Source organism: Neisseria sp. P0021.S006 (assembly GCF_051956895.1).
In genome coordinates, this window is the sequence record NZ_JBQCWZ010000314.1 from 1 (window position 1) to 1516 (window position 1516).

General features: G+C 52.0%; 1 pseudogene. It reads right to left on the reverse strand.

The features are described from left to right. Positions 1–37: 37 nt before the first annotated feature. Positions 38–1464, reverse strand: a pseudogene (locus ACTHUM_RS13665) (MFS transporter). Positions 1465–1516 lie beyond the last annotated feature (52 nt).

Here is a 1516-nt window from a genome sequence, read left to right on the forward strand (position 1 = left end):
TACTTAGGCCGTCTGAACGTTTCAGATGGCCTTTTATTTATTTCTGATGTGCTTTCAAACGCAAAGCAAACATGACGACCGCAACACCGACAACCAAAGCGCAACCCATCGCCAAATGGATACCGTCCAACATTGCCTGTTGCGGCATATCTGCGCTGGAAAGTTTCTCGCCGATATTGGTCGCACCGACGAAAAACGCCGCGCCGATGGCACCGGCAATCGGGTTGATGGTGGTCAGAATCGCCGCACCGTGCGGATTGAGCGTTTTCGGCAACGCGTTCAGACCATGGGTTTCGCCGGTTACACAAGCAGACACGGAAAGCGCCAACAGCGTAAACATCGCCGTCAGCATCACCACTTGCGTATCAATCCGCAAAAACAGCCACAATACCGCCAGCGACACCACCAGCATCACTGTTGCCGGCAAAACGACAAAGCGTCCGCCCTTTTTGTCCAACAATTTGCCGAACAAAGGTGTGGCAACCGCTTGGGCAATACTGGCAGGCATCAGAATCAGACCGGTTGCCGTACCGGTCAGCATCAACACTTGCTGCGTGTACATCGGCACCATCAGTTCCAAGCCCAAGAACAGGAATATCGCACCGGCCAAAATCACAACGCAATATCTGAACTGCTTGTATTCAAACGCACGAAGGTTCAACAACGGCGTGGCCAAACGGAATTGACGGTGCGCAAACCACCCCACCAGCACAACGGAAGCGGCAAAGAGCAGGATAAATTCCACCAGCGGCATATGGGCAAAATTACTGCTCGCATAAACCAGCCCGCCGAAGCCCGCAATCGACAGCACAGCCGACAACATATCGATTTTCGGACGGCTGATGTTGCTCAAATTGACCGTCAAATATTTGCCCACCAGCACCATCGCCGCCAACATAAACGGCGCGGTAAAACCGAACAGCACGCGCCAATGCGTATGGTCGATGATGATACCCGACAGCGTCGGCCCCATTGCAGGCGCGGCGGTAAACATCATGGTAATCACGCCCATCGCCGTTCCGCGCTTGTTGGGCGGGAAAATCGACAATACGCCATTAAACAAAAGCGGGACAAAAAACGCGGCAGACACTGCCTGCACCATACGCCCGACCACCAATACGCCAAACGTCGGTGCAAACGCGCAAATCAGCGAGCCGGCTAAAAACGTCACCTGCGTAAACAGCACCATTTTGCGTGTTTCAAACCATTGAATCACGCCTGCCGTAATCGGCGTAAATGCCCCATGACCAGCAAAAAGCCCGTCGTCAGCCATTGAACCGTGGTCTTATCGACACCGAAATCTTTCATAATCGGCGTGAGCGCGACATTCAGCAGCGTGTCGTTGAGATAGCCGAAAAATGCGCCGATGAATAAGGTGGCGACAATGGTTTTAGCTGGAAAATCAGGATTGTCGGCGTAGTATTCGTGCGCCGTATCATTTTCTTGAAAATCAGAAGCGTGCATAATAATTTGAAATATCGGAAAAATTGTTATTTTAGCATAAACCGGCTGACAG